20 protein-coding genes are annotated in these 20483 nt (G+C 69.5%); 11 read left to right on the top strand and 9 right to left on the bottom strand.

What is annotated here, in order from left to right:
* The first annotated feature begins 34 nt into the window (after nucleotides 1-34).
* From pstC to pstB, 3 genes are all read left to right on the top strand, one after another.
* Complete coding sequence (gene pstC, locus P3T39_RS16290; protein ID WP_280698368.1) at nucleotides 35-1018, top strand: phosphate ABC transporter permease subunit PstC; 984 nt, start codon at nucleotides 35-37, stop codon at nucleotides 1016-1018.
* A 76-nt stretch (nucleotides 1019-1094) separates the two neighbouring features.
* Entirely contained in the window at nucleotides 1095-2171 is a 1077-nt protein-coding gene (pstA, locus tag P3T39_RS16285; protein WP_280698367.1) for a phosphate ABC transporter permease PstA, read from the top strand.
* Between the two features lie 65 nt (nucleotides 2172-2236).
* Entirely contained in the window at nucleotides 2237-3013 is a 777-nt protein-coding gene (gene pstB, locus P3T39_RS16280) for a phosphate ABC transporter ATP-binding protein PstB (protein WP_280698366.1), read from the top strand.
* 178 nt (nucleotides 3014-3191) lie between these two features.
* Here pstB and P3T39_RS16275 read toward each other — a convergent pair whose 3' ends face one another.
* Both P3T39_RS16275 and P3T39_RS16270 read right to left on the bottom strand, forming a co-directional pair.
* Nucleotides 3192-4187 (bottom strand): inorganic phosphate transporter, encoded by a 996-nt coding sequence (locus P3T39_RS16275; protein ID WP_280698365.1) that lies wholly within the window; start codon nucleotides 4185-4187, stop codon nucleotides 3192-3194.
* A 5-nt stretch (nucleotides 4188-4192) separates the two neighbouring features.
* Complete coding sequence (locus P3T39_RS16270) at nucleotides 4193-4813, bottom strand: DUF47 family protein (RefSeq protein WP_280698364.1); 621 nt, start codon at nucleotides 4811-4813, stop codon at nucleotides 4193-4195.
* A 295-nt stretch (nucleotides 4814-5108) separates the two neighbouring features.
* Here P3T39_RS16270 and P3T39_RS16265 point away from each other — a divergent pair, with 295 nt between their 5' ends.
* A complete protein-coding gene (locus P3T39_RS16265; protein WP_280698363.1) occupies nucleotides 5109-5423 on the top strand; it encodes a metal-sensitive transcriptional regulator in 315 nt (104 codons plus the stop codon).
* A 7-nt stretch (nucleotides 5424-5430) separates the two neighbouring features.
* Here P3T39_RS16265 and P3T39_RS16260 read toward each other — a convergent pair whose 3' ends face one another.
* Both P3T39_RS16260 and P3T39_RS16255 read right to left on the bottom strand, forming a co-directional pair.
* Nucleotides 5431-5637: a hypothetical protein gene (locus P3T39_RS16260; protein ID WP_280698362.1), complete on the bottom strand. Its 207-nt coding sequence runs from the start codon at nucleotides 5635-5637 to the stop codon at nucleotides 5431-5433.
* A gap of 177 nt (nucleotides 5638-5814) precedes the next feature.
* Nucleotides 5815-6687: a hypothetical protein gene (locus P3T39_RS16255; RefSeq protein ID WP_280698361.1), complete on the bottom strand. Its 873-nt coding sequence runs from the start codon at nucleotides 6685-6687 to the stop codon at nucleotides 5815-5817.
* 158 nt (nucleotides 6688-6845) lie between these two features.
* On the opposite strand from P3T39_RS16255, the gene P3T39_RS16250 reads away from it, so the two are divergent.
* Nucleotides 6846-7055, top strand: coding sequence for a hypothetical protein (locus P3T39_RS16250; RefSeq protein WP_280698386.1), 210 nt, complete (start codon nucleotides 6846-6848; stop codon nucleotides 7053-7055).
* Between the two features lie 37 nt (nucleotides 7056-7092).
* Here the strand turns inward: P3T39_RS16250 and P3T39_RS16245 are convergent, their stop codons facing one another.
* Entirely contained in the window at nucleotides 7093-7857 is a 765-nt protein-coding gene (locus P3T39_RS16245; protein ID WP_280698360.1) for a phosphatase PAP2 family protein, read from the bottom strand.
* A gap of 153 nt (nucleotides 7858-8010) precedes the next feature.
* Nucleotides 8011-9120 carry a bifunctional lytic transglycosylase/C40 family peptidase gene (locus P3T39_RS16240; protein ID WP_280698359.1) on the bottom strand — a complete coding sequence of 370 codons (1110 nt, stop codon included), beginning with the start codon at nucleotides 9118-9120 and terminating at the stop codon, nucleotides 8011-8013.
* A gap of 247 nt (nucleotides 9121-9367) precedes the next feature.
* Between P3T39_RS16240 and P3T39_RS16235 the strand changes: the two genes are divergently transcribed.
* The 6 genes from P3T39_RS16235 (at nucleotide 9368) to P3T39_RS16210 (ending at nucleotide 16918) form a co-directional block, all read left to right on the top strand.
* Nucleotides 9368-9721 (top strand): hypothetical protein, encoded by a 354-nt coding sequence (locus P3T39_RS16235; RefSeq protein ID WP_045304467.1) that lies wholly within the window; start codon nucleotides 9368-9370, stop codon nucleotides 9719-9721.
* 128 nt (nucleotides 9722-9849) lie between these two features.
* A complete protein-coding gene (locus tag P3T39_RS16230) occupies nucleotides 9850-10659 on the top strand; it encodes a hypothetical protein (protein WP_280698358.1) in 810 nt (269 codons plus the stop codon).
* A complete protein-coding gene (locus P3T39_RS16225; RefSeq protein WP_280698357.1) occupies nucleotides 10649-11920 on the top strand; it encodes a hypothetical protein in 1272 nt (423 codons plus the stop codon). Before P3T39_RS16230 ends, P3T39_RS16225 begins: the two co-directional genes overlap by 11 nt.
* 70 nt (nucleotides 11921-11990) lie before the next feature.
* A complete protein-coding gene (locus tag P3T39_RS16220) occupies nucleotides 11991-13565 on the top strand; it encodes an SCO6880 family protein (protein WP_280698356.1) in 1575 nt (524 codons plus the stop codon).
* 21 nt (nucleotides 13566-13586) lie between these two features.
* Nucleotides 13587-14936: an ATP-binding protein gene (locus P3T39_RS16215; protein ID WP_280698355.1), complete on the top strand. Its 1350-nt coding sequence runs from the start codon at nucleotides 13587-13589 to the stop codon at nucleotides 14934-14936.
* A gap of 188 nt (nucleotides 14937-15124) precedes the next feature.
* On the top strand, nucleotides 15125-16918 hold the full coding sequence (locus tag P3T39_RS16210) for a bifunctional metallophosphatase/5'-nucleotidase (RefSeq protein WP_280698354.1): 1794 nt from the start codon (nucleotides 15125-15127) through the stop codon (nucleotides 16916-16918).
* 53 nt (nucleotides 16919-16971) lie between these two features.
* Here P3T39_RS16210 and P3T39_RS16205 read toward each other — a convergent pair whose 3' ends face one another.
* The 3 genes from P3T39_RS16205 to P3T39_RS16195 form a co-directional block, all read right to left on the bottom strand.
* The gene (locus P3T39_RS16205) at nucleotides 16972-18447 is read right to left on the bottom strand and encodes a HAMP domain-containing sensor histidine kinase (RefSeq protein WP_280698353.1); all 1476 of its coding nucleotides are present in this window, start codon (nucleotides 18445-18447) and stop codon (nucleotides 16972-16974) included.
* A complete protein-coding gene (locus P3T39_RS16200; RefSeq protein WP_280698352.1) occupies nucleotides 18444-19217 on the bottom strand; it encodes a response regulator transcription factor in 774 nt (257 codons plus the stop codon). Before P3T39_RS16200 ends, P3T39_RS16205 begins: the two co-directional genes overlap by 4 nt.
* Before the next feature lie 92 nt (nucleotides 19218-19309).
* Entirely contained in the window at nucleotides 19310-20371 is a 1062-nt protein-coding gene (locus P3T39_RS16195) for a trypsin-like peptidase domain-containing protein (protein WP_280698351.1), read from the bottom strand.
* Nucleotides 20372-20483 lie beyond the last annotated feature (112 nt).

The following is a 20483-nucleotide window of genomic DNA, read 5'->3' as shown; positions in this document are numbered from 1 at the left end:
GTGGGGCAGCGCCGCCAGACCGGAGTAAACGATCATGACTTCATCCCCCCCTGCCGTTCCACCGGGCAGGGACCGCCGATCCCGACGAGACAGCCGCGTCGGCGACAAGATCTTCTTCAACCTCACCCGGGGCTCGGGCATCCTGCTGCTGGTCATCATGGCCGCCATCGCAGGCTTCCTGGCCTACCGGTCGGGCCTGGCCCTCTCGAAGGACGAGGGCAACTTCCTCACCACCTTCGAGTGGACCCCGGACGCCCCCAAGCCGGTCTTCGGCATCGCGGTGCTGGCGTTCGGCACCATCGTCAGCGCGGTCATCGCGATGGCGATCGCCGTCCCGGTCGCGATCGGCGTCGCGCTCTTCATCTCGCACTACGCACCGCGGAAGATCGCCCAGCCGTTCGCCTACCTGGTGGACCTGCTGGCCGCCGTCCCCAGCATCGTCTACGGCCTGTGGGGCGCGCTGTTCCTGGTGCCGCACATCAACGGCCTGACCTCCTGGATGGACCAGTACCTCGGCTGGACGTACGTCTTCAGCCAGACCGTGCCGGGAGCGACCCCGCGCAACCTGTTCACCGTCGGCATCCTGCTGGCGATCATGGTGCTGCCGATCATCACCGCGGTGACCCGCGAGGTCTTCCGGCAGGTCCCGCGGATGCACGAGGAGGCGGCGCTCGCCCTCGGTGCGACCCGCTGGGAGATGATCCGCACCGCGGTGCTGCCCTTCGGCCGCCCCGGCATCATCTCGGCCTCGATGCTCGGCCTCGGCCGTGCGCTCGGTGAGACCATCGCCGTCGCCACCGTGCTCTCCGCCAACAGCGTCCTGTCGCTGCACATCCTGGACCCGGGTGGCGGCACCTTCGCCCAGAACATCGCCCTGAAGTTCGGCGAGGCCCAGCCCTTCGGCCGGGACGCCCTGATGGCCTCCGGTCTCGTCCTGTTCGTGATCACCCTCGTGGTGAACGGCGCCGCCCGGCTGATCATCGCGCGCCGCAAGGAGTACTCGGGGGCCGCCGCATGAGCGCGCGCAGCGAGCGAATCATTGAAAGGCGCGTGTGGCGCTCGTGCGCCCCGACGAGCGCAGCGAGGAGGATCGCATGAGCACAGTCACTGCCACAGCTTCGCCGTCCGAGCCGCTGGTGCGCCGTGAGCTGACCACGGCGCGGCTGCCCAAGTGGGCTCCGCTCGGCACCTCGGTCCTCGCGATCACCCTCGGCTGCGGGATCGGCGCCGGGGCGGGCCTCGGGAGCCACCTCCAGTGGGGCCTGATCTCCGCCGTGCTGTTCCTGATCCTCAGCTACGCCCTCGCGGCCAAGGTCGAGGGTCGCCGCCAGGCCAAGGACCGGTTCGCCACCTCGGTGGTCTGGGTCGCCTTCATCCTGGCCGTCGTTCCGCTCGCCTCCCTGACGATCTACACGATCCAGCAGGGCATCGGCGTGGTGAACGGCAACTTCCTCAGCCACTCCATGAAGAACGTGATCTCCTCGGGCCCCGGCGGTGGTATCTACCACGCGCTGCTCGGCACCCTGGAGCAGGTCGGTCTGGCCACCGCGATGGCCGCCCCGATCGGCCTGATGACCGCCGTCTACCTGGTCGAGTACGGCAAGGGCCGACTGGCGAAGGTCGTCACCTTCTTCGTCGACGTGATGACGGGCATCCCGTCGATCGTCGCCGGTCTGTTCATCCTCTCGCTCTGGAACATCCTGCTCGGCTTCGACTACTCCGGCTTCTCCGGCAGCCTCGCGCTGGCGATCCTGATGATGCCGGTCGTGGTCCGCTCCACCGAGGAGATGCTCAAGCTCGTCCCGAACGAGCTGCGCGAGGCCTCGTACGCCCTCGGCGTGCCCAAGTGGAAGACCATCCTGCGGATCGTCATCCCGACCGCGATCGGCGGTATCACCACCGGTGTGATGCTCGCCGTCGCCCGGATCACGGGTGAGACCGCGCCGGTGATGATGCTGGTGTTCGGTGCCGACTTCATCAACAGCGACCCGTTCAACGGCCCGCAGCAGTCCCTGCCGCTCTACATCTGGCAGCAGTACGCCTTGGTCAACAACGACTTCGGTTACGCCCGTGCCTGGGGTGCCGCCCTGGTGCTGATCGCCTTCGTGATGGGGCTCAACCTCATCGCCCGGGGCATCGCCCGCTGGCGCTCGCCCAAGTCCGGCCACTGACACCGACTGACGTACGAGAAGAATTCATCAGCGGCTCTGCCGCGGGCGAGAGAAGACGAAAGATCATGGCCAAGCGCATCGACGTCAGCGGACTGTCCGCGTACTACGGCAGCACCCGGGCCATCGAGGACATCTCGATGACCATCGAGCCCCGCTCGGTGACGGCCTTCATCGGCCCCTCCGGCTGCGGCAAGTCCACCTTCCTGCGCACCCTCAACCGGATGCACGAGGTGATCCCCAGCGCCCGGGTCGAGGGCAAGGTGATGCTGGACGACGAGAACCTCTACGGCTCCAACATCGACCCGGTCGCCGTCCGCCGTGCCGTCGGCATGGTCTTCCAGCGGCCGAACCCCTTCCCGACAATGTCGATCTACGACAACGTGGTGGCCGGGCTGAAGCTCGCCGGCGTCAAGAAGAAGTCCGTGCTGGACGGCGTCGTCGAGAAGTCCCTCAAGGGCGCCAACCTGTGGAACGAGGTCAAGGACCGGCTGAACAAGCCCGGCGCCGGCCTCTCCGGCGGCCAGCAGCAGCGACTGTGCATCGCCCGCGCCATCGCGGTCGAGCCGCAGGTGCTGCTGATGGACGAGCCCTGCTCGGCCCTCGACCCGATCTCCACCCTCGCCATCGAGGACCTGATCGGCGAGCTGAAGTCGCAGTACACGATCGTGATCGTCACCCACAACATGCAGCAGGCGGCCCGCGTCTCGGACCGTACCGCCTTCTTCAACCTGGCCGGCGTCGGCCAGCCGGGCAAGCTGGTCGAGCTGGACGACACCCCCCGGATCTTCTCCAACCCGTCGGTGCAGGCGACCGAGGACTACATCTCGGGCCGCTTCGGCTAAAGACGCACCGAAAACCCCCCGAGGCACCGGGCCACAATCGCCCGGAGGCCAGGGAGAACGGAGCTGCTCCGTGGCGCTGCATGGCGGTGCCGCCGCGGAGCATGAGAAGGGCCCGCCCCCGAGGTGTGGGGGCGGGCCCTGCCATGTTGTCCGGCCGTGCCGGGTGTCCGTACCGGGCTCAGCCCAGTGCCAGGTGGATGATCCCGTACATCGCCGCCGCGACCAGTGCGGCCGCCGGCATCGTGATGAACCAGCCGAGCACGATGTTCTTGGCAACGCCCCAGCGCACCGCACGGATCCGCTTGGTGGCACCCGCACCCATGATCGCGGCGGTGATCACGTGGGTGGTGGAGATCGGGGCCTTGAAGACGAACGAGGTGATGTACATGACCGTCGAGGCGGTCGCCTCGGCGGCGAAGCCCTGCGGCGGGTCCAGCTCGATGATCTTCCGGCCGAGGGTCCGCATGATCCGCCAGCCACCCGCGTAGGTGCCCAGCGAGAGCATGGTCGCGCAGGAGATCTTCACCCAGATCGGGATGCCGTCGGAGTGCTGGTGACCCGAGATGGTCAGAGCCATCACCACGATGCCCATCGTCTTCTGGGCGTCCTGCAGGCCGTGGGCCAGGGCCATGGCGGCGGCCGAGGCGGTCTGTGCGACCCGGAAGTTGCGCTTGGCACGGTGCGGGTTGGCCCGGCGGAAGATCCACAGGATCGCCAGCATCGCGATGAAGCCCCCGATCAGACCGACGATCGGGGAGACCACCATCGGGATGATGATCTTGTCGATCACGCCCGACCAGATCACCTCGGTGCCGCCGGCCAGCGCCGCGCCCACCAGACCGCCGAACAGCGCGTGCGAGGAGGAGGACGGGAGGCCGAAGTACCAGGTGACCAGGTTCCAGGCGATCGCGCCGACCAGGGCGGCGAACAGGATGGCCATGCCCTGGTCGCCGGTCGGGGTCTCGATGATGCCCTTGGAGACGGTGTTCGCCACGCCGCTGCCCAGGAAGGCGCCGGCCAGGTTCATCACGGCGGCCATCGCCAGTGCCGCCCGGGGGGTGAGCGCCCGGGTGGACACCGAGGTGGCGATGGCGTTCGCGGAGTCGTGGAAGCCGTTGGTGTACGTGAAGAAGAACGCCACGCCGAGGACGGCGATGAGTGCTGCCATGTCCACGCTGGTCAGGACTCCTTGACCGCGATGGTCTCCACGGTGTTGGCCACGTGCTCGAATGCGTCGGCGGCCTCTTCGAGGACATCCACGATCTGCTTCAGCTTGAGGACCTCGATGGCCTCGTACTGGCCGCTGAAGAGGTGGGCGAGCAGCTTGCGGTGGATCTGGTCCGCCTGGTTCTCCAGCCGGTTGATCTCGATCCAGTACTCGGTCAGGTTCTCCATGCTGCGCAGGTGCGGCATCGCCTCGGCGGTCAGCTCGGCGGCCCGGGCCAGTACCTCGATCTGCTGCTCGACGCCCTTCGGCAGCGCCTGGATGTCATAGAGGACGACCAGGTCGACGGCCTCCTCCATGAAGTCCATGATGTCGTCCAGCGAGGAGGCCAGGCTGTAGATGTCCTCGCGGTCGAAGGGCGTGATGAAGGAGGAGTTCAGCTGGTGGAACACCGCATGGGTGGTGTCGTCTCCGGCGTGCTCGGCGGCGCGCATGCGCTCGACGATCTCCGCGCGGGCCGACACGTCTGAACCCAGCAGTTCCAGCAGGAGCTTCGATCCGACGACCAGGTTCTCCGCGGCGGCGGCGAACATGTCGTAGAAACTCGTCTCCTTCGGGGTCAGGCTAAAACGCACGGAAATCTCCGATGTGCGGGGTAGGGACTGAACGATGCTAGGCGCAAGCCGTCGGAAGTGCGCAAACGGGGTGACGACACGCGAACCGGAAGTTCCGCTTCCGCATGACACAAGGGCGGGCGGCCGGGCCTGCACGCCGGTGTGCAGACGCGAGCCCCCAGTCTGACGGAACGGCGGCCGGTTTGCTCCTGCCCGGCATCGGGAGATCGGGAGCCGACGCTCGTACGGGGGAACAGGGCGCGGCCCCCGGGTGTTGGAGACTGGTGGCTCAGAGAAGAGAACTAAGGCGGGCCGGATGACCACGACCACAGGCACCGAGACGCAAGGGCCGCACGGCTACAGCCCCCAGAAGTCCGAGCACCTGAAGCGGCTGCGCCGGATCGAAGGCCAGATCCGGGGCCTGCAGCGGATGGTCGACGAGGACACCTACTGCATCGACGTCCTGACCCAGGTCTCCGCCAGTACCAAGGCACTGCAGTCCTTCGCGCTCGCGCTGCTGGAGGAGCACCTGCGGCACTGCGTCGCGGCCGCCGCCGAGCAGGGCGGGGCCGAACTGGACGCAAAGGTGGCCGAGGCCGGCTCCGCGATCTCCCGGTTGCTGCGCTCCTGAACTGCCATCAACCCGACGGCCGGTGGCCCGAAGGCCGGTCGGGGCCGTCGGGACACCCAGGATCACCGTCCAGCAGCACCTGGTCGATCCGCTCGGGGGCCAGCCGCTCCTCGGGGCTGGCGGTCGCGGCGATCATCAACTCGCCTGCCAGCTCGATCTCGTCCAGTGCGGTCTGGTCGTGGCCCCCCTTGCGGCCTTCCGAGGACGCCCCCATGCGCACCACCCCTCCGACCGTCCGGCAGGAGGCCGACAGCCCCCGACACCAGCGTAGGTAGCGGACGGGTCATACCCCATGGCACGGACGGGTCATCTCTGGTGCCGCAGGAACTATTTCGGGTGCAGCCGTCGGGGAAGGCTGCTGCCTTCGGGGCGCACTGCAACCACCGGGAGGCTACTTGGGCGAGGGAGAGGGGGAGGACGGCATCGAGTAGATGTCGGCCGCACCCGGCTCGCTCGCGTCCACCGCAGCGCCGAAGTCGGTCAGCGAGACCGTCGAGGTGACCTTGACCTGGTCCTTCGCCTCCTTCGAACCGGCCACCCCGGCGAAGGTGAAGGTCTCGACCGCCTTGTGCAGCCGCCCCTGCGCGTCCAGCCAGACCTCGTACGGCACCTCCTTGGCGGTGAAGGTCTGCGCGGCCATCCGCAGTCCGTCCCCGCCCCGGCCGCCGGTGGCGTCGGCCGCCTTGGCCAGGTCGAGGGTGCCCTTGTAGTGCTTGAGGTCCTGGCCGTTGACCGTCTCGCTGCCGACCAGCTCGGCCTTCAGCACGCCGCGCAGTGCCCCGGCGGCGCTGGCCGGGTCGGTGGCGCCACTGCTGACCAGGTTCCCGTCGGGGAGTTGACGGACGTCCAGCTTGACCCACTTGCCTTCGGGGATCTTGGCGGCGCTGTTCTGCAGGTAGACCGTGCCGGGCAGCGTCACCTCGACGATCTTGCCGGTGGTCGCGGCGCCCGGGGGCACGTTGATCTCCAGCTTGCCGATCCGGTTCACATAGTCGTACCCGCCGGTGCCGTTGAAGACGGCCTTCTTCTCGGCGGACTCGGTGACCAGCTCGGTGGCGGTCCTGGCCGAGCCCGTCCGGCCGGTGATGTCGGCAGAGCTTCGCACGGCGGTGAGCGGATCGGCGGAGAGCTGGTCGGCCGCGCTCTCCGAGGAGTGGCTGCCGCCGCCTCCGCAGGCGGTGAGGGCGGCGACGAGGACGGCCGCGACGGCGCCGGTACGGGCTGGTCCGCCGGTGAGCCGGTGGCTCTGTGTCAGCTTGTTCACTCTTGAGACAACCCCCTCGGGCCCTCGGCCCGGCAAGCCGCCCACCTGGTTGGGCAGAGCTCTTGACGGTGCAACGAGTCGAGGTGGCAGGGGTTACGGAGAGACCGGCGCACGGAACTCGTCGCGCGCCGGGGTCGTAGCGCGTTACGGTGCAGTACGTGTCCAGCGAGCTGCCGGCCCGTCCCGGCGCAGCACCCACGTCCATCGCGTCCGCTGCCCCCTCCCGGCACCGGGTGGCGGTCGAGGAACGCGGCTCCTTCTGCTTTGCCTCCTGCAGCTGCGGCTGGTTCGCTCCGGGCCGTCGCTCGCGCGACCGCGCAAGACGGGACACCGACGAACACCTGGCCGATCCCGAGCCCGCGAGCTGACGGTGCCCCGGCGAGAGGCTGCGGGAGGGTGCTCCGGTCAGGCGGCCAGGTCGGAGTCGCGGGCCGGCTCCTCGGTACGGGCGCCCCGGCCCCGCCCGCGTCGGCGGCCCTCCGTTGCCCGGCGCCGGCTGCTGCCGCCGCCCTGCCCTCGCCCTGCCCCGCGGTCGGTGCCCTTGTCGCGCCCCTGCGGGGCGACCAGCAGCGGCGCCAGCCTGGTCCTGGTCAGCGAGTGGCAGAGCGGTACCAGGACGGCCATCGCCAGCGGCGCCAGCAGCAGCACCACGGCGGTCGCCAGCGCATAGCCACCGATCACATCGGTCGGGTAGTGCACGCCCATGAACATCCGGCAGAAGCCCTGGAGCAGGGCCAGCCCGCCCGCGATCAGTCCGAGCCGCTTGTTGACCAGCAGCAGTGCGACGGCGACGCCCATGGACATCGCCGAGTGGTCGCTGACGAAGGAGAGCGTGCCCTCCTTGCCCTGCACCAGGACGTCCAGGTCGGGGTGGTCCACAAAGGGCCGGGGCCGGTCGACGATCGCGGAGATCGGGATGTTGGCGAGCTCGCAGATTGCCACCGAGAGCGGCACCCAGAGCATCCCGGCGACGGCCACCGGCGCATCCGGGCGGCGACGGGCCTGAAGCCAGCCGGTCGCGCACAGGGCGGCCAGCCCGATCAGGATTCCGTACTCGCCGATCCACGAGACCAGGCTGTCCAGCCACACCGGCGAGGACTTGGCCAGGCCGTTGATCGCGCGCAGCAGGCTCAGATCAGGGCCGGTCGTGTCGGCCAGCAGCGCTGACACGCCGCACCTCCCTGGTCGGTGGTTCCGTTTTTTGATCAAACGTGATCGACGGACAGAACGTCACTCGTCAGGCCCAGGGTTCCATGGAAACGCCCTGTTATGGAAACTTGACTCACCGTCCACGCGGCTCGCACACCGCGGACGGGCGGGTCGTCAGCTCTTTGCCCCGCCTTGACCGGCCCCTTGGGCAGTTTCCTGACCGGTTCCCTGACCGGTTCCCTGACCGGGGGAGGTCGTGGAGGTGATGGTGCCGTCGGCGTTGCGCACTGGCAGGGCCAGGGCGCCGTCGGAGGTGACCCGGGTGGCGCCGATGTAGCCCTTCTGGTCAATCGTGTCGTAGCGGATCACCGCACCGGTGTGCGGGGCGTCGATCATGTAGCCGCCGCCGACGTAGATGCCGACGTGGTGGATGGAGCGCGGGTCGGTGAGATCGTTGGCGAAGAAGACCAGGTCGCCCGGCCGCAGTTGGTCGCGCGAGGGGTGCTCGCCGGCGTACCACTGGTCGTTGGCCACACGCGGCAGCGTGATGCCGACGGAGGCGTACGCGGCCTGGGTGAGCCCCGAGCAGTCGAAGCGGCCGTCCTGGGAGGACAGGCCCTCGCCGCCCCAGAGGTAGGGGGTGCCCAGCTTGGTCTGGGCGAAGTAGATCGCTCCGGAGGACTGCGGGGAGAGCACCAGCGAGGTGCTGGTGGTCGGCGCGGTGAAGCTGAGGGCCAGTGACCTGATGCTGCGGACGTAGCCCTGGGTCTCGGAGTAGGCCGGGACTCCGCCGGCCTTGATCACCGCGTACGGGCCGGCGTTGTAGGCGGCGAGCAGATTGCCCTGCTTGTCGCCGGGTACCTGGGAGACGTCCTTGGCGAGGGCGCAGTCGTAGGTGGCGGCGGAGGCGATGGCGTCGGCCGGGTTCCAGATATCGGCCTTGCCGTCCCCGTCGCCGTCCGTGCCGTAGGTGGCCCAGGTGCCTTCCAGGAACTGCGCCATGCCGTATGCCTTGGCGGGGCTTCGGGCTGACGGGTCGAAACCGCTCTCCTGATAGAGCTGCGCGGCGAGCATCGGGGGAGAGATCTCGGGGCAGAGGGTGCCCCATTTCTGGATCAGCGGCTGGTATGCGGCCGGGACGGTGCCACTGGAGAGTGCGAGATTGTTGGCGGAGCTCTGCGTGGTGCCGCTGGCGGCGAAGGTGCCGAGAGTGACCAGTGCAGCGAAACCGAGTGCTGCGGCGCCCGCACCAGCCGCTACGGCGCCTGCCTTCCCGAGTACCATCAGCACCGTCCCGACGAGTCGTCAGTTGTCCGCGTTCTGGAAGGCATTGCTCAGCGCGATCATCACAGATACTAAGAGTGAGCGGTATCCTTCGTACGGTGGACATCTTGTCGTAGCTGTCCCACATCGCACGACCAATCCGCGAGAAGTAGCCAAAGCGACATCAGTTCTGGCCAAGAATAGGTACCGGCTCTTCGCTCAGCGGTGCTGTGGGGCCTTGAATTTGCCTGATCGGGCGGTGAGATGAATGAACCTGAGCAGCGTGGACGGCAGCAAGTTGATCGGTGACCTGGCGGCGGACCCACCCAAGAAGGCCGATATCAACACCATCATCGGCGGAATCGCCCCCGACTGGGGGCCGTTCGCGACCCTCGGCTCCGAGGCCCGGGTGATGGTGGAGGTCGTGATGGCCGTCGCGATTCTGGCCTGTCTGGCGATCGCCGTGTGGGGAGCGGCCAAGCAACGGATCGGTGCCACCGCGATGAGGGACTCCTTCAGTGCCGAACAGGGCAAGGGGCTGATCATCGCCGGGCTGACCGGCGTGTTCATCATTGGTTCCCTGGGCACGCTGTTCACCATTGTCTACGGCATGGCCATCTGACGATCAGATAGTCGTCCTGGCGGAGCGGTCGTGCTGCACCCGCTGGGGTTGTCGCGCACCCCCTGCCAGGTGCGCATCCGATCCGACTTCGGGGCCCGCCTGGGCTCCCTCGCACCAGGAGGGCCGCAGTGCCGGTGTCCGACGACCAGCCGCACACCCGCACCCGGCTGCCGGTCGCCGAACAGTCCGTCTACCAACAGGCGAACGGACGTCAGCCCAGGCCGCTGAGGACCCTGCTGGCCGTGCTGGCGGTGGTCGTCCTGCTGGTGATCGGCATCTCCATCGCCAACCGGGACAAGTCCCCCGCGGGCAGGAGCGCGGCCTCCGCGGACCAGGCGCGGCCCGCGCCCGCCGCGACCGCCCCCAGCGGCCAGGACCCGGTCACCACGACCAGCAACGGCATCGGCAGCGGCTACCCGCACACCGACCAGGGCGCGCAGTCCGCCGCCGCCAACTACGTTGTGGCACTCGGCTCGGCCGAGATGTTCCGTGCCGACACCCGACGGGCCATCATCTCCACCATCGCCGACCCGACCGTCGCCCCCACTCTCCAGGCCCGCCTGGACCAGGGATTCACCGCCGACTCCTTCGCCCGCTTCGGGCTGGACGCGCAGGGCAGGGCACCCAAGGGCCTGACCTTCGTCAGCCGTACCGTTCCGATCGGGACGAGGACCACCAACTCTGCGGACACGGCGACCAAGGTGGACGTCTGGTCGGTCGGCCTGCACGGGCTGGCCGGAGAGGGCTCCACCCAGCCGGTCGCGGCGGACTGGTACACGCTCACCATGACCATGCGCTGGACCGGCAGTGACTGGAAGCTCACCGACTACAGCCGGAAGTCCGGCCCGGCGCCCGTACCCGGCGACCAGCAGGCCGCGACCGCCGAGGAGATCACCGCCGCTGTTCAGGACTTCGGAGGCTTCCGCTATGCCCGCTGACCGAGGTTCCTTTCTCCATAGGGCGGGTGCGCTCGGGGGCGCGCTCGCCACGCTCCAGCTGGCCGCGCTGGTCACCGCCCAGCGGGTCTTCGCCGACCCGACGGCGAGCCCGAGTGCCGGCCCGAGCGCGACCTGCCACCCGAATCCGCTGCCGGGCGGCGACCAGCTGTGCCCGCCGCCCGGCGCCGTCAACGTCGGCCCGACCGGCCCGGTCGGCAGTGTCACCGACCCGCTGGGCTCGCTGGCCAAGGGCTGTGCGCAGGCCGCCGCCTGGGTGGTGCGCAAGCTGTCCGGTGCGATCGACGGCACCACGCAGGTGGACTTCACCAACGCGGCCTTCCTGCAGCAGTACGCGGTGGTCTTCGCCGGCTCCACCGTGATCACCCTGGTGCTCTGGCTGCTGGCCGTCACCAAGCGGGCGGTGCGCGGCGTGCCGCTCGGTCAGGCGATCTCGGAGGCGATCGGCTTCCTGTGGCTGACGGTGGTCGCCTCCGCCTTCACCCCGCTGATCCTCTACACCGTGGTGAGTGCCACCGACGGGCTGACCAAGGCCATCGCGGCGGGTACCAAGTCCGACACCGGCACCTATCTGGGCGGCTTCGCCGACACGCTGGAGAAGGGAAGCCTCGGCGGCGGTCCGCTGATCCTGATCATCGTCTCGCTGGTGGCGGTCCTGGCGGCCGCCGTGCTCTGGCTCGAACTGCTGATCCGCGCCGCGATGCTGTACGTCGGGGCACTGCTGGGCACCGCCGTGTACGCCGGCCTGGTGGACAAGCAGCTGTGGAAGCACGTCCGCCGCTGGGCCGGTGTGATGGTGGCCGTCGACCTGGCCAAGCCGATCATCGTGATCATCCTCGGCCTGGCGGGGGCTGTGGCCACGGGTGCCGGGGCGGACGACGACTTCGCCCGGGTGCTCTCGGGGCTTGCGATCCTCTTCCTGTCGATCTTCGCCAGTGCTTCCGTCTACCGCTTCGTGCCGGGCTTCGGCGACGAGATGCTGCAGATGCGCCGGGCCAGGGCGAGTGCGGTCAGTGCCGGGTCGGCGATGATCAACGGCCCGGCCAACCTGGTCAAGCAGGGCATCACCGCCCACGGTTCGCGCGGGGGCCCGCAGGCCGCCAACGCCTCGACCTCGGGGGCCGGCGGCGCTGGTGGTGCCGCCCCGGGTATCGCCGCCCACGCGGGACGCACCCCGGCGGCGGCCCCGGCGGCCCCGCCGCCGACTCCGCCGCCGCCACGCGACGCGAACCCCGGGCAGTAGCACCCGCGGATCAGGCAGAGTGATCACCAGCAGCACCGGCAGAAGTTCAGCGAAGGGAGGGTGACGGGTCGTGAGCAGCGAACCGCTCGGCCAGTACGGCGCCCAGTACGCCCAGCCGTATGTGCATCAGCGCCGTACCTATCTGATCGGCAAGTCCCGCCCCAACGCGCCGATCGGCCGCAACCGGGAGTCCGGAGAGATCATTCTGATCATCTTCGGGGCCTTCCTCGGCATGATGTGGGGCCTGCTGATGCCGATCCTGCCGCTGCGGATCGGCGGCCTGGTCGGCCTGCCGCTGCTCGCCATCGCCGCGGTGTACGTGCCGTACCGCCGCCGCACCTTCTACAAGTGGCTGGAGATCAACCGCACCTACCGGCGCACCGTGCGCAGCGGTCGGGCGCTGTGGCGCTCGGACGTGGTGGACGCGGGCACCCGGCTGGACGGCCGCGAGGTCGAGGTCGGCCCGCCTCCCGGGGTCGGCCGACTGCGCTGGCTGAGCGCGCCGTTCGGTCCGGACGAGGTCGCGGTGCTGATGCACCTGGAGCGCCGGACCGTCACCGCCGCGATCGAGATCGAGGGGCCCGGTGTCGGTCTGCGCGACTCGGAGGACCAGGAGGCGCTGGTCGACCGCTTCGGCACGCTGCTCAAGCACGTCGCCAACGGCGACGGCTTTGTGACCCGGCTCCAGATCCTGGCCCGCACCCTGCCCGCCGACCCGGACGCGCACGCCAAGGACGTCGAGCGGCGCGGCGCCGCGGACGCGCCGGGCTGGCTCAAGGACTCCTACGACCAGTTGCAGTCGATGGTCTCCACCTCCTCCGAGCAGCACCGGGCCTACCTGGTGGCCTGTATGCACTACACCCGGGACCTGGCCTCGGAGGCGCACGCGATGGGCCGGACGGCGGGTGATCGCCGGTCCAGGGACGACGACGGGCTCGCGGCCGTGATGGCCCGTGAGCTGACCGACATCTGCGCGCGGCTGGCGGAGGCGGACATCCGGGTGCGCCAGCCGCTGGGCCAGGCCCGGCTCTCCTCGCTGCTGCACTCGATGTACGACCCGGACCACCCGATCGACCACATCCAGGCGATGTCGCGGCGCAACGCCTGGCCGGCCGAGCTGGATGCCACCCACCCGCAGTTCCTGCAGGCCAAGACGCGTGAGTCGGCCACCCGGGAGCCGTGGTGCCACGCCACCGCCTGGATCAAGGAGTGGCCGCTCACCCCGGTCGGCGTCAACTTCCTCGCCCCGCTGCTGGTGCACACCCCGGATGTGATCCGGACGGTCGCCGTCACCATGGACCTGGAACCCACGGACGTCGCGATCGAGCGGATGCTCACCGAGAAGACCAACGACGAGGCCGAGTCCAGCCGGGCCGCCAAGATGAACCGCACGGTCGATCCGCGCGACCTGGCCCACACCGGCCGTGTCGACCAGCGCGGCGACGACCTGGCCTCGGGCGCGGCCGGGGTCAACCTGGTCGGCTACATCACCGTCTCCTCGCGCAACCCCGAGGCGCTGGCCCGCGACAAGCGGACCATCCGCGCCTCGGCGGGCAAGAGCTACCTCAAGCTGGAGTGGTGCGACCGCGAGCACCACCGGGCCTTCGTCAACACCCTCCCGTTCGCCACGGGCATCCGCCGCTGATTCCCCTCTGGAGGCCCCGTCATGGCGCTCGGCAACCTCACCGACTCGTTCACCAGCCTGATGTTCGGCAAGGTGGAGACCACCCGGCTGCCCGTGCGCACCTCCACCGGACAGGCGCAGGCCGTCTATCTGCCCACCGCCGCACCCGGGTTGGGCGACTCCGGCGTGATCATCGGTCGTGAGGTGTACAGCGGCAAGGGGTACGTCTACGATCCGTTCCAGCTGTACGGTCAGCAGCTCCCGGCACCGCACTGGCTGGTGCTCGGCGAGTCGGGCAACGGCAAGTCGGCGCTGGAGAAGACGTATGTGCTGCGCCAACTGCGGTTCCGCGACCGGCAGGTGGTGGTGCTGGACGCGCAGGGCGAGGACGGCGTCGGCGAGTGGAACCTGATCGCCAACGCGCTGGGGATAAAGTCCGTCCGCCTCGACCCGATGGCCGCCCGGGACGGCGGGGTCAGGCTCAACCCGCTCGACCCCGCGATCACCACGCACGGCCAGCTCTCGCTGCTGCGGACCATCATCGAGGTCGCGATGGGCCGCAGCCTGGAGGAGCGGGCCGGGTTCGCCCTGAAGGCCGCGCATGCGCATGTGATCGCCTCGGTGACGGACCGCCAGCCCGTCCTCGACGACATCATCAGCACCCTGCGCAGCCCCGAGCTCTCCTCCCTTCAGTCGCTCGGCGTCGCCGTGGACGACGTCCAGTCATGGGGTCTGGATGTCGCGCTGGTGCTGGACCGGCTGGTCGACGGCGACCTGCGGGGCATGTTCGACGGGCCGACCACGGACGGCATCGACCTGGACGCGCCGCTGATCGTCTTCGACCTCTCGCACATCGACCGCAACTCGATCGCCATGCCGATCCTGATGGCGATCGTCGGCGTCTGGCTGGAGCACACCTGGCTGCGTCCCGACCGGGTGAAGCGCATCTTCCTGGTCGAGGAGGCCTGGCACATCATCAACAGCCCGTTCGTGGCGCAGCTGTTCCAGCGGCTGCTGAAGTTCGGGCGGCGCCTCGGCCTGTCCTTCGTCGCGGTGGTCCACCACCTCTCGGACGTGGTGGACGGTGCGGCGGCCAAGGAGGCCTCGGCGATCCTCAAGATGGCCTCCACCAGGACGATCTACATGCAGAAGGCGGAGGAGGCCAGAGCCACCGGCCGGGTGCTGGGCCTGCCCCGCTGGGCCGTCGAGATCATCCCGACCCTGTCGCCCGGTATCGCGGTCTGGGACGTCAACGGCAATGTGCAGGTGGTCAAGCACATCATCACCGACGCCGAGCGCCCGCTGGTCTACACCGACCGCGCGATGACCGAGGACGCGGTGGCCGAGCGCCACCGCGCCGAACAGCACCTCGCCGCCGAACCCCGGATGTAGCCGGGCCAGCCTCCGGGGCAGCAGCCGACTCCAGGGGCAAGGGGTAACCCACAAGCAGAGCCCCGCGCCCCTGATGGTTGCCCCGTTGCGGAGATCCTTCCGTTACGTCAGGGGCCATGACAGCTACGCGCGTTGACCCTAGGCTGCATGATCAAGGATTCGTAAAGACCGCGATCAGGGGGAGACGTATGTCCACATCCAGGTACCGTCGCGTGGCACTGGCGGTGGCCGCCACTGCCGGGCTGTTCGGCACCGTGGTGATGCCGGGGGCCGCTCAGGCGCACGGTCACCACAAGCCGAAGGTCGAGGACCTCCAACTCCTCGCCATCAACGACTTCCACGGCAACCTGGAGCCCCCGGCCGGGTCCTCCGGCACCATTCAGGAGGTCGACCCGGCGACCGGCAAGGTCGTCTCGACCCCGGCCGGCGGTGTGGAGTACCTGGCGACCGCGCTGCGCCGGGCGCGTGAGGGCCATCGCAACACGGTCACCGTCGCCGCCGGTGACATCGTCGGCGCCAGCCCGCTGCTCTCGGGGCTGTTCCACGACGAGCCGACCATCGAGGCGATGAACAAGCTCGGCCTGGACGTGACCAGCGTCGGCAACCACGAGTTCGACGAGGGCTCGGCCGAGCTGCTGCGGATGCAGAACGGCGGCTGCCACCCGACCGACGGCTGCTACGTCGGGGGCCGCACCTTCAAGGGCGCCGAGTTCCAGTACCTGGCCGCCAATGTGACCAGCGAGAAGACCGGCCGCACCCTGCTTCCCCCGTACTGGGTCAAGAACGTGCACGGCGTGAAGGTCGGCTTCATCGGGGTGACGCTGGAGGGCACGCCCAACATCGTCACGGCGGAGGGCGTCAAGGGCCTCAAGTTCGCGGGCGAGGTCGCCACGATCAACAAGTACGCCGCCGAACTCAAGCGCAAGGGCGTCAACTCGATCGTCGCGCTGATCCACGAGGGCGGGTACCCGGCCTCCAGTACCTACAACTACGACTGCGGTCCGGCCGGTCAGGGCATTTCGGGGCCGATCGTGGACATCGCCAGGAAGATCGACCCGGCGGTGGGCGCGATCGTCACCGGCCACACCCACAACTCGTACGCCTGCACCATCCCCGACCCCGACGGCACCCCGCGCTCGGTCACCAGCGCCGCCTCCTTCGGCCGCCTCTACACCGAGATCGACCTGAAGATGGACAAGCGCACCGGGGCCATCGTCCGACCCTCGGTCACTGCTGCCAACCACGTGGTGCGGCGCGATCTGCCCAAGGCGCCGGACATGACCAGGCTGATCGACTACTACGGCAAGCTGGCCGCCCCGATCGCGGGCCGCCCGGTCGGCTACATCGGCGCGGACATCAACGGCCGTGGCTCCACTGCCTTCGAGAAGCCGCTCGGCGACGTCATCGCCGATGCCCAGCTGGACGGGCTCTCGCCCAAGGACAAGGGCGGCGCACAGATCGCCTTCATGAACCCCGGTGGTATCCGCTCCGACCTGGTGTACAAGGCGAGCGGCAGCGAGGGCGACGGCGTGGTGACGTACGGCGAGGCGTTCACCGTCCAGCCGTTCACCAACATGATGCAGGTGAAGACGCTGACGGGTGCCCAGATCATCCAGCTGCTCCAGCAGCAGGTGAGCGGGCCGAACACCGAGGCACCGAAGATCCTCCAGCCCTCGGCGGGTCTCACCTACACCCTCGACCTCAACAAGAGCGGCGCCGACCGGATCGTGGTCGACACGGTCAGGCTCAACGGCGCCCCGATCGACCCGGCCGCCTCCTACCGCGTCGCGGCCAACGAGTTCCTGGCCGGTGGCGGCGACGGCTTCCCCGCCTTCGCGGCCGGTACGGACAAGCTGGTGGGCGCCTCCGACCTGGACGTGTTCACCGCCTACCTCGGCTCGCACAGCAAGGCGGGCGCCCCGCTGTCCGTCCCGGCGCAGGACCGGGTCAAGGTCGTCGGCGTGGGCCAGGACAAGGACTGACCCGCTGGCTGGCGGTGAGGGGCGGGGCGCCTGCGGGCGCCCCGCCCCTCGCGCTATTCAGGCTTCTCGGCTGCGCCGGGCAGCCGTACGGTGGCCAGGGTGCCGGGCCCGCCGTCCGGGGCGGGGCCGAGGGCGACCTCGCCGCCGGTGTCCTGGACGGTCTGGGCGACGATCGAAAGACCGAGGCCGGAGCCGGGGAGCTGGCGGGAGGACGGGGAGCGCCAGAACCGGTCGAAGACGTACGGGAGTTCCTCGGGCGGAATGCCGGGGCCGCGGTCGCGGACGGTCAGCGTGCCCTGGTGCAGGGCGATGTCGATGGTGCCGCCGGGCGGGGAGTACTTGACCGCGTTGTCCAGCAGGTTGATCACGGCCCGCTCCAGGGCGGCGGCGTCACCGTGGACGTACCAGGGGTCTATGGCGACCTCGAAGCCGAGGCCGGGACCGCGCAGCTTCGCCCGGTCGACCGCACGGGTGGCGATCTCGTGCAGGGCGACGACCGTCAGGTTCTGGCCGGGCTTGGGGGAGTCGGGGCGGGAGAGCTGGAGCAGATCGCCGATGAGCAGGGTCAGTTCCTGCATCTGCGCCTTCATATTGCCCAGCAGCTTGGTCTTGGTTGCCGGTGGCAGCGGGCGGCCGGTCTCGTCGCTGCGGATCAGCAGGTCGACGTTGGTGCGCAGCGAGGTGAGCGGGGTGCGCAGCTCGTGTCCGGCATCGGCGATCAGACGGGTCTGCCGGTCACGGGAGTTGGCGAGCGCGGTGGACATCGAGTTGAACGAGGCGGACAGCCGGGCGATCTCGTCGCTCCCGTGCACCGGGATGGTCGTGCCGACCTCCTCGGTACGGGCGATGTGCTCGACCACGTCGGTCAGTTGGTCGACGGGCTTGAGTGCCTGCCGGGCCACCAGCCGTCCGGTGAGCCCGGCTCCGACCACCCCGAGCCCGGCCACGCCGAGCAGGCCGAGGGCGAGGCCGCGCAGTGAGTCCTGGGTGTGAGTCGTGTCGTTGGCCACCAGCATCACGAACGGCTTGCTCGTTCCGTCGGGGAACGTCAGCGTCACCGGGGACTGGCGGATCAGCGCGGGTCGGCCGATCTCGTAGCTGCCGTCCCGGTAGGTGTAGGTGGGGCCGGAGCCGAGACGGTCGAGATCGGCGGGGTCATTCTGGATGAGTCTGGTCGAGTTGATCGGGAGGCAGACCGTGCCGTCGGCGGCGACCAACTGGATGTCCCACTTGTTGTACCCGTGCAATGGCGGGTACGGCCGACCGGCTTCCACCTGCTTGGCGGTGGTCTCGGCGAGAGTGAGTGCCTGTTGGGCGGTCGATCCGCACAACAGGTCCTGCGGTCGCGGATTCGGAGCTTCCCGCAGGGTCTGCTGCACCTGCCCGTACAGCTGGTTGCTGACCAGGAACCAGCAGGCCAGCGCGGCGAGCGCGATGGTGACCGCGACGGCGGCGGCGGTGAGCATGGCCAGCCGGCCCCGCAGGGAGCGGGCGCGGAACCAGTCGGTCAGCCGGTGGAGCAGTTTCACGCCGCCGCGCCTGCTGCGGTGCGGAGGGCGTAGCCGACGCCGCGGACGGTCTGGATGAGGCGGGGCATGCCGCCCTGTTCGGTCTTGCGGCGGAGGTACATGACGTACACGTCCAGCGAGTTGGAGGAGGGCTCGAAGTCGAAGCCCCAGACGGCCTTGAGGATCTGCTCGCGGGTCAGGACCTGCCGGGGGTGGGAGAGGAACATCTCCAGGAGCATGAACTCGGTGCGGGTGAGCTCGATGGCCTTGCCCTCCCGGGTGACCTCCCTGGTGGCGACGTTCATCCGCAGGCCGCCGAAGGAGAGGACCTCGGTGTCGTTCTCCTCGACGGAGGCCCGGGCCGCCGCCTCGGTGGCGATGGCGTTGCGGCGCAGCAGTGCCCGTACCCGGGCGAGCAGTTCGTCGAGTTCGAAGGGCTTGGCGAGGTAGTCGTCGGCGCCGACGTCCAGGCCGGTGACGCGGTCGCCGACGGCGTCGCGGGCGGTGAGCATCAGGACCGGTGCCGTGTCGCCCCGGGCCCGCATCCGGCGGACGGCGGTGAGGCCGTCCATCCGGGGCATCATGATGTCCAGCAGGACGAGGTCGGGCTTCTCGCGCTCGACGGCGTCCAGTGCCTCGTAGCCGTCGGTGGCGGTGGTGACCTCGTAGCCCTCGAAGGCGAGGCTGCTCTCCAGGGCGTCCCGCAGCGCGGGCTCGTCGTCGACCACGAGGAGGCGGGCGTTCGAGCCGGCTGCCTCGGCAGGGGTGCGGTCGTCGGCGGGGGGAGTCATGGGCGGCGGCCCTTTCTGCGTCCGGGTGTCCTGGGCAATTGTCCGTCGAGCGAGCCGGGGATACGGGTGGTTCGGCCCGAGATCCTCGGTGTTTACAGGTTCTGGCCCGCCTGGAGCTTGGGCAGCACCTGCTTGATGGTGTTGATCGGGATGGCGAAGCCGAGGCCGACGCTGCCCGCGCTGCCGGAGTCGGAGCTGGAGCTGGAACCGCTGCCCGAGTACATCGCCGAGTTGAGGCCGATCACCTGGCCGCTGGAGTTGATCAGGGGACCGCCGGAGTTGCCGGGGTTGAGCGCGGCGTCGGTCTGCAGCGCCTTGTAGTTGGCGGTGTCGCCGGTGGGGGCGGAGGAGCTGCCGCCGCCGCGCTGGCCGGGGAGGAAGGGGAAGCCGAAGCCGCCGTTGCCGCGGGTGGAGCCTTCGTCGACCTGGACGGTGACGGGGCGGTTCTTGGCGCTGATGATGCCGGAGGTGACGGTGCCGGTCAGGCCCTCGGGGTTGCCGATGGCGACCACCGGGTCGCCGACCCGCGTGCTGTCGGAGTTGCCGAGGGCGGCGGGGGTGAGGTTGCCGGCACCGGAGACGTTGATCACCGCGACGTCCATGGACTTGTCGGTGCCGGTGACGGTGCCGCTCGCGGTGCTGCCGTCGTGGAAGGTGACGGTGATCCGGCCGTCGTCGCTGACCGCGCCGGAGATGACGTGGTAGTTGGTGAGGATCTGTCCGCCCGAGGTGAGGACCACGCCGGTGCCGGTCGCCGTGCCGGTCGTGGTCTTCACGGTGATCTGGACGACGCTCGGCGAGACGGCGGCGGCGATCGCGGAGACGTTGGCGGTGCCGTCGGAGCTCGCGGCGACCGGGCTGACCAGGGTGGTGGAGGAGGTGGTGGAGGCGCGGTGGTCGACGAGCGTGCCTCCGGCGGCTCCGCCGAGCACGGCGGCGACCGCGGCCACGGCGGTGACCAGGGCGAGCCGTCCCTTGAGGAAGCCGCGCCCGGCGCGGTCGGCCGGGGCCTGGCCGGTGGCGGTCTCGGCGGCTGCGGCCTCCGGCTGCGGCGGGGGCCAGTGGCCGAGGTCGTGCGAAGCGGTGCTGTCCGAACCGGTGACGTACGGACCGGTGGCCGTCTGCTCTTCGTTGGTGCGGTGCTGGTCGCTCATGGATCCAACGTCCGCCCACTGCATGAAAATCTGGTGAGAACTGACTCAGAAGCCTCCGAGAAGCCTGTCAGCTTCTCATAAAGCCAGGTCAGCGTACGGATCAGTCCGGTTC

This window comes from Kitasatospora sp. GP82 (genome assembly GCF_029892105.1).
Taxonomy (GTDB): Bacteria; Actinomycetota; Actinomycetes; order Streptomycetales; family Streptomycetaceae; genus Kitasatospora.
This window is presented reverse-complemented; position numbering and strand designations above follow the sequence as displayed.

Bases quoted from the DNA above. Each gene is read 5' to 3' on its own strand.
- P3T39_RS16225 (WP_280698357.1), top strand. From the start codon at position 10,649: ATGCCCGCTGACCGAGGTTCCTTTCTCCATAGGGCGGGTGCGCTCGGG.
- P3T39_RS16235 (WP_045304467.1), top strand. From the start codon at position 9,368: ATGAACCTGAGCAGCGTGGACGGCAGCAAGTTGATCGGTGACCTGGCG.
- pstC (WP_280698368.1), top strand. From the start codon at position 35: ATGACTTCATCCCCCCCTGCCGTTCCACCGGGCAGGGACCGCCGATCC.
- P3T39_RS16240 (WP_280698359.1), bottom strand. From the start codon at position 9,120: ATGGTACTCGGGAAGGCAGGCGCCGTAGCGGCTGGTGCGGGCGCCGCA.
- P3T39_RS16265 (WP_280698363.1), top strand. From the start codon at position 5,109: ATGACCACGACCACAGGCACCGAGACGCAAGGGCCGCACGGCTACAGC.
- P3T39_RS16200 (WP_280698352.1), bottom strand. From the start codon at position 19,217: ATGACTCCCCCCGCCGACGACCGCACCCCTGCCGAGGCAGCCGGCTCG.
- P3T39_RS16260 (WP_280698362.1), bottom strand. From the start codon at position 5,637: ATGGGGGCGTCCTCGGAAGGCCGCAAGGGGGGCCACGACCAGACCGCA.
- P3T39_RS16215 (WP_280698355.1), top strand. From the start codon at position 13,587: ATGGCGCTCGGCAACCTCACCGACTCGTTCACCAGCCTGATGTTCGGC.
- pstB (WP_280698366.1), top strand. From the start codon at position 2,237: ATGGCCAAGCGCATCGACGTCAGCGGACTGTCCGCGTACTACGGCAGC.
- pstA (WP_280698367.1), top strand. From the start codon at position 1,095: ATGAGCACAGTCACTGCCACAGCTTCGCCGTCCGAGCCGCTGGTGCGC.
- P3T39_RS16210 (WP_280698354.1), top strand. From the start codon at position 15,125: ATGTCCACATCCAGGTACCGTCGCGTGGCACTGGCGGTGGCCGCCACT.
- P3T39_RS16195 (WP_280698351.1), bottom strand. From the start codon at position 20,371: ATGAGCGACCAGCACCGCACCAACGAAGAGCAGACGGCCACCGGTCCG.